Origin of the sequence: Clostridium sp. (assembly GCF_034179595.1) — a bacterium.
GTDB lineage: Bacteria > Bacillota > Clostridia > Clostridiales > Clostridiaceae > Clostridium.
In genome coordinates, this window is sequence record NZ_JAXFPT010000042.1 from 1 (window position 1) to 6,561 (window position 6,561).

The 6,561-nt window shown below is 26.3% G+C and carries 7 protein-coding genes and 1 pseudogene; all 8 read right to left on the reverse strand.

What is annotated here, in order from left to right; all coding sequences use genetic code 11:
• Positions 1 to 450: 450 nt before the first annotated feature.
• Positions 451 to 969 (reverse strand): hypothetical protein, encoded by a 519-nt coding sequence (locus SPJ33_RS04715; RefSeq protein WP_321116815.1) that lies wholly within the window; start codon positions 967 to 969, stop codon positions 451 to 453.
• Positions 970 to 1,266: 297 nt separating this feature from the next.
• Positions 1,267 to 1,734, reverse strand: coding sequence for a hypothetical protein (locus tag SPJ33_RS04720; RefSeq protein ID WP_321116816.1), 468 nt, complete (start codon positions 1,732 to 1,734; stop codon positions 1,267 to 1,269).
• Positions 1,735 to 2,309: 575 nt separating this feature from the next.
• On the reverse strand, positions 2,310 to 2,678 hold the full coding sequence (locus SPJ33_RS04725; protein WP_321116817.1) for a hypothetical protein: 369 nt from the start codon (positions 2,676 to 2,678) through the stop codon (positions 2,310 to 2,312).
• Between the two features lie 100 nt (positions 2,679 to 2,778).
• The gene (locus SPJ33_RS04730; RefSeq protein ID WP_321116818.1) at positions 2,779 to 3,294 is read right to left on the reverse strand and encodes a hypothetical protein; all 516 of its coding nucleotides are present in this window, start codon (positions 3,292 to 3,294) and stop codon (positions 2,779 to 2,781) included.
• Positions 3,295 to 3,308: 14 nt separating this feature from the next.
• On the reverse strand, positions 3,309 to 3,518 hold the full coding sequence (locus SPJ33_RS04735; RefSeq protein ID WP_321116819.1) for a hypothetical protein: 210 nt from the start codon (positions 3,516 to 3,518) through the stop codon (positions 3,309 to 3,311).
• 57 nt (positions 3,519 to 3,575) lie between these two features.
• Positions 3,576 to 3,773 (reverse strand): annotated as a pseudogene (locus SPJ33_RS10640) (polymorphic toxin-type HINT domain-containing protein); the annotation flags it as partial.
• Positions 3,774 to 3,849: 76 nt separating this feature from the next.
• Positions 3,850 to 4,371 carry a DUF2247 family protein gene (locus tag SPJ33_RS04740; RefSeq protein WP_321116820.1) on the reverse strand — a complete coding sequence of 174 codons (522 nt, stop codon included), beginning with the start codon at positions 4,369 to 4,371 and terminating at the stop codon, positions 3,850 to 3,852.
• 17 nt (positions 4,372 to 4,388) lie between these two features.
• Positions 4,389 to 6,561, reverse strand: a 2,173-nt coding sequence (locus SPJ33_RS04745) for an SH3 domain-containing protein (RefSeq protein ID WP_321116821.1), incomplete at its 5' end; no start/stop codon positions are given.

A 6,561-nucleotide genomic window follows, 5' to 3' on the forward strand; every position in this document is an offset into this window, starting at 1 on the left:
ATATTCCTTTTCAATAAGATAAATATTATCTAAAAGCCATTGCCCAGAACCAATTATATCTTCTCCTTCATTTTCTAAGTTTTTAATGTATTTATAAGTATCTTTTATTTTGATAAAACTAAGCTTTAATTCATTTAGAACATTTTTTCTACAACTTAAAGAATTATTTTCTCTCACTATACTCTCTCCTTTGGAAAGTTTTATTTGTAAGAATAGTTTTTACCAAAAACATAAAAATAATTACTTATAATGCTAAGTTTTAACACCTTCTATGTTGACTATTTATGTTTATTTTAAATTAGCGCCAATACTTAAAAGTTTTGGTACCTTTTGAAAAATTTTAATTATATGCTTATGTATTTTTGATTTAAAAACTATACCTAAATATATAATTTAAAGGAGCAGTTAAAATTTTACTGCTCCTTAGTTTGTAATGATTAAACTCATTTACTATTTCTTATTTGCGATTAGTTCTCTTATGAATAAAATTTTAAATCTACTAATTATTATAAATGCAGATATGAATGCAATAAATATAATTAGCATTTCAAAAATTACATTTGATTGTCTATCATCCCTAAATAATCTTGAAATCTTCGCATCTGTATATTTAACATCAATTACTGTGACTCCACCATCTAGTGAAATAATTGTACCATGAACTATATAATTACCCAATAATACAGGATCATTTACTGCTCCATATGGTAGATTACCTGTTAATTCAATATAATGTGGTTCTATGTCTTTATTAGGATACTTCTCTTTTAATATTTTCTTAAGCTTCCCTTTATCTTCATCAACCATAAAAGCTGGCCCTGTATTTCCTCCAGCCATTTCGACTTTTATACTAATGTCTTCACTTGTTAATGGAACCTTTGGAGTTATTCTCATTGGAGTCAAATAGAATGCTAATATTCCTATATCAATCAGTAATATAATAATTAAGACCTTTTTCATATTCTTCATTTTATAAATTTTTCCCCCACTACCCAATTTAAATATCTAAAACTAATCTTAAATTATTTATTTAGACATAATACTCAATCTAATAAAATTGCATAATAAAAGTATTTTTTATTATACTCTTATTTGAAATATAACACCATAGTAATGGTATAATAATTATCTTTATTTGACTAAATATATAGAAACCAAAAAAGATAACCATTAAGGCTATCTCCAAAAAATAAGTATATGCATAAGTAAGGTAAAAATAATAAAATAAGAATAAAAGAGTACCGAAAAAATTGATACTATAAACTTTTAAAATTTATAAACCATTATAGCCTCATCTACATATCTATCTAAATCTTTCTCATTTAACCATGAATTTTCATTTTCTCTAATCTTGTAGAATCTTAATGTAACATATTCCTTATCTGAACTAAAAACTATACAAAATTTATCATTAGGATACCTTAATTTAAGTTTATACTTTAATATCTCTATAATTTTAAAACTTAACTTAACAATTGAATTGAATGATCCTTCAATAATATAATCATTTACCCTAATTTCATTTCGTGATGCTTCATATCCTACCCTATCTCCAAATCTTTTAAGTATAAAATCAAAGTCTATATTTTTTTTAACTATTCTATTTTCTAAATCAAGAATAACACAATCATGTACTTCTATTATATTAGGATTAATTATTTTTTCTAATTCATTTAAATCTATTTTTATAATATTTTCTTTTTTATTATTTATATTTTTTAATATTCTTTTCATGTTTTGATTAACTTTTCTCAAAATTCATCATCTCTTTACTATAAATTTTTTTCACCTAAAAATTTCAATGCTTTATTTATCTTAAAAAACTAACTATCTTTTAGGTGCTAATTCACCTGTATCAATATCATTAAAATTTATTATTCTCTATATCAATAAATTAATACTCCTGCTTTCTCATCAAATACTGATACAGGTTAATTTTCAAATAATTCAAGTAATTCATATTCATAATATTTAATATACATCTCTTGAATCCACCTACTTATTAATATACTCATTAAATTCTTTAAGATAAACTTCTCCATACTTTTTCTATAGCAGTTTTATTAGCTGTTAATTCAATTCTTAATTATATTGTATTAAATAACATCCTTTCAATCTCATATTAAGTGAACTTATTTCAAAACCTTTATATATTTTAGCTAATTCATATTAAAATTTAACACATATTATTTATATCTATTATATAAAATAGGATAATCGCAAAATTAATTTGTAACTATCCTATCTTAATATTATTTTATCAAGTTTTTTAAATTTAGTTTCTAGTCAAACCTATTTTATTTAAATAATTAATAAATATCTATCCTCTGACAATAACAGCTTATATATTCATTTTCTAAAATATCTTTTGGAATAGAATGTTCTTCAAGTTGTAATATTATTTGTCCTATTTGGATTAAACAATTTTTCTTATCTATAATTTTACCAACTAAATTATAAGCTAATGGCTCTTTTAATTTTTCTATACTATACTTATTGCTAGTAGATCTAACCACATATTTATTATTAAAACAATACGCTGGCTCAACTAATATTTGATTTAACTTAAAATTACATGGCTGAGAAAAGCACACTAACTCATTAATTCCATCAGTGATTGTAACCTCAGCTTCTAATGAATTTTTTGAAATAATATTTATTTTACTTACTATAACCATATTTCACCTTCTATTGCTTATCCCTATCTAACCTCTACATCTTTTCATAGATACTAATTTTCATACACTTTATAATTTTTTATATTTTAATCATTTTTAACTATAAAACTTCTGATTTTTTCATTTCATTTAATTCACTATCAGAAATGTTTCTAAATAATAGTCCATAAAAATTATTATCATAATCAAAAAGAATATAGTTATTATAATTAATTTTATATCCAACTAAATTAATTATCTCTTTTGAATCTAGTAAATATAAATTTCCTTCATCAAAAATTAATTTTAAATTTTTCATATGTCTTTCTTCCGGGTGGAGTAAATTAATATCGAAACCGTAAAATTCAATACTCTTATCAATAAATGTAATATTTAAATTTAATCTAGTTTGTTCAATCTTTTCATCTTGTGCAAAGAAACTGACATATTCTATTAAATTATTTTTAGGATTAATAGCTATATCCAATGGTGGTTTTTTCTTATCTTCATAAAAATAATGATAATTTTGTCCAATTGCTTTTTTTTCTACTTTGACTTTAAATAATATTAATCCTTTACCCATACTTTCAATATGTCTTATATAATTAATTTTAGAATCTTTTTCCTTAATTTTCACATTACTTCACTCCTTTATCTCATAATTGCATGATATACAACCCCTGTTTCTGTGTTTATGCCCAACTCCCAATTTCCATATGTTCCAAAGTATCTTCCTGGAGTTTTTTGTGCAATCTCTCTCATAGCTTTATTTAAAGCTGCAGAATAACTCTCTAACATGGCTTGACTTCTCATTCCAATTGTCCAGCTTTCTTTCCCGAATCTAGAAATATATTCTCCCATATGCTCTGTTCCATTTGCATTTGTCCACAAGACATTTGAACCTGTTCCATTTACAAAGAATGGGAGATCTTCTGTTGATTCTATAATTTCATTTCCTGATATTCCACAAACTGTTATATATACTAAACTGTCACTTTCTTTTATGAATGTATTTTTTACTTCTTTTAACTCTGTTTTTCCTGTTATTACATCTCTTGAATATACCTTATCACCTATTTTTATATCTTTTATAGGTACTAATCCATTTTCAGTAATTACTAGTGTATTTCCAGTAAAACAAGCTGGTTTATTTAACTTTTAAATGAATATTCTCATGCATTAAAATATCAATTTATTTTTTATCTAGTTCTTTCTTTTCTAATTCTAAAAAATTATCTAGATTATTTATCATGCGTTTATTATTATCTTCGATAGAATTCATTAATACACTTCCTTTAGCTGGCATATACGCTATAAACTCATCCATATCTTGTGGATAATTAAAATCAGCATATACTTCTTCAACTTTTTCTAAAAGTTCATTATTATCTTTAGTTGTACTTCTTAAGTAATTTAATATTACATATTTTAGTCTTCTTATTTCTAGATTCCAATCTTTACTTCCAGGAAGCAATCTATCAAATTTAAATTTAATAAACATTTTTGCAAGTATTTCATCCTTTAAACTATTTTCAATCCCCCAAGATAATTCATTTATAAAATCATTCTCATCATATTTATCATCACACATCACTTTAAGTGCATATGTTGTTAACTCATTATAATCTATTAAATTAATGCTTATTCCAACGTACAAAGTTTTCCAGTCATAATATATCCTGCTTTCGTCTAACATCTCTATACTTATATTCATACTTTATCACCTCTTTTTTACGGTCTTTGGTTTGGAATACCATTAACCTTACCATTTGGAATAAATCGTCTATGAGTTACTCCTTTAGTAGGGTCAACAATCCATTCAAATACTCCATTTTGATCTACTGTAATTCTATCAATTCTATTAAATCCTTGAACTTTATCATATATTTGTTTATATTCATAGCTTTTTTGCCCACCTTCAATTTGATATAGCTTTCTTGTTACACCATCTCCACCAACAATATCAAATTCTTTAGCATATTGTGTGTAGTTGTCAATTATGTCATTAAATCCATGCTGTCCATCATATGGTTTTAATGCACTACCTGTTCTCGTGTTATCTAATACTGGATGCTTTATGATTTTAGAGTCTGATGCCTTCTCAAACAATCTATTTGTTACTTCTTCTCTAGTTACTTCTCCTTTTTGTGCTTTTCCAACTAACATTGAAAGTTCTTCTAACTTTCCTGACTCACTTATTATATCAGTTAACATTCCAACGCCATGATCTACTATTACACATATAGCTATTTCGCCTACTATTCGACCAATTCGTTTTGCATTCTCATTTGCATTTCCTTGCGAAACATCACTTACAAATTTTTCTGCCATTTTTGCAAATACTTTATTTGCATCTGTTCCTGGTACTATTGCTTTTCCTACAAAAACAATACATTCTGAAGTACTTGTTAATCCTTTTATTGGATGTGCTAAAAAGTCCCAAACACCTTTTACACTCTCTCTTCCAGCATCAGTTACCCCTTCTAAGAAGCTTCCTGTAACAGTAATTGCATTAACTTTTTCTTTATTTGAAGATGAGCTTGTACTACTACTTGATGTTGAACTACTATGACTTCCACTTGTACTTGAAGATGAACCCGAAACAGGTTTTAATGATGAACCTTTTTTACTTGAAAAAGCATAATATCCTTGTGCTTCATTTACTATTGCATTTTGACTTAATAAGATAAATCCATCATCTTTTACTGTATCAATTATTTCACCATCATATATATAATATTCATTCCATCTATGTGGATCGTATACCTTAAAATATACTTTTCCATTTATTGTTGTATATCCTGCAAGTACTATATAGTGACCCTGTTTTGTAACATGTCCACTTCCCATACTTACTATTACTAAATGTTTATTATCTGAAAGTATATTTCTAACTTCACTTATACTTCCTACTGATTGATAATTTAAATTATATCTTGGGTTTGATGAATCATAAGCTGCCCCACTAAATAGATTAGCACTTGTACCACTATTATAAGTTCTATATCCATGTGATAAGGCATATCTACATATTTCTGTTGGCGGTACATCTATATTGTTTAATGTTGATACAACAATTGAAAATGCAGTTGCACCACATGCTGAATTTGCTATTGTTTGTCCTCTATCACCATGATTACTATACATTATGTTTCCATATCTAGGATCATCTTGTGCATAATATCTTATGTATCCATCTTTAAATGATGATTCATATTTATCTGATCCTATTGATAGAGATCCTCCTCTAATAACATAGTCTCCTCTTACATATCCTACTTTACCATTGAAACTTATTTTATACCATTGACCTTCTGTCCCTATTATTTGAATTATTGAACCATTTTGTAAGCTTCCAATTACTCCACTAGTTATTGAAGCTCCACTTCTTACATTTAAACTACTTGATGAATCTTGTAATTGTATTGTACCTGTTCCTTTAGCAGAACTCATTGATCCACCTAGTGTAACAAAATCATTTTTTACATATCCTGTTTCACCATTAAATCTTATTTTATACCATTCACCTTCTGTTCCTATTATTTCTACTACAGAACCGTGTGATAAACTACCTATTACACCACTAGACAATGATGATCCACTTCTTACATTTAAAGCACTTGATGGATCTTTTAATGTTATTGTTGCAAGACCATTACCTTTTCCTACAGCTCCACTTTTAACTACATAATCATTTCTTACATATCCAGTTATACCATTATAGCTTATTTTGTACCAATTTCCACTTGAATCTAGTATCTTAACAACTGAACCATGTGATAAGCTACCAACTATACTATCTCCAGTAGATGGACCACTTCTCACATTTAAACTACTTGATGGATCTTTTAATGTTACTGTTCCATTTCCTGAACTTATTAATCCTCCTAATGTTATAAAATCA